Raw genomic sequence first — 382 nt, 5'->3', positions numbered from 1 at the left:
ATACTGCGATTCGGGGCGCAAGCACCCGTGGGACTATTTTCCTCATGAGTACTTCGATAACGAGTCCGTTGGCGCGTGCCGCAAACAGGCGCGGCGGGATGGGTGGAGGATAGGGCCGGACGGCAGTGAGGGCCAAGACCTGTGTCCACTATGCAACCCGCGATCCCCGAAGTTCGTAAAGGAGCCAGCATGAAGAGGGGCATCGTGGTGGGTGGCGATGTGGGTGTGGCACGCGCAACTGCGCGCACGGCCCTAGGACCACGCCTCTCGGTCAAGACCGCGCTGAACGATTCAATCCGCATGGCTTTCGTGGTACGCAGAGTCGATCAAGAAGTTAAGCAAAAGACGTTCCATCAACAATTTTCTGGTGCATACGGCACCC

At 58.9% G+C, this 382-nt stretch carries 1 protein-coding gene; it reads left to right on the top strand.

The features are described 5' to 3' along the window. Positions 1–141: 141 nt before the first annotated feature. Positions 142–382, top strand: a 241-nt coding sequence (locus AC1RPU_RS07975; RefSeq protein ID WP_481769640.1) for a hypothetical protein, incomplete at its 3' end; no start/stop codon positions are given.

The sequence above is a fragment of the Dellaglioa sp. CoH-55-MRSF-7 genome (assembly GCF_056782235.1).
The sequence above is the reverse complement of the archived record's forward strand: the minus strand, read 5'-3'. Positions and strand labels throughout refer to the sequence as shown.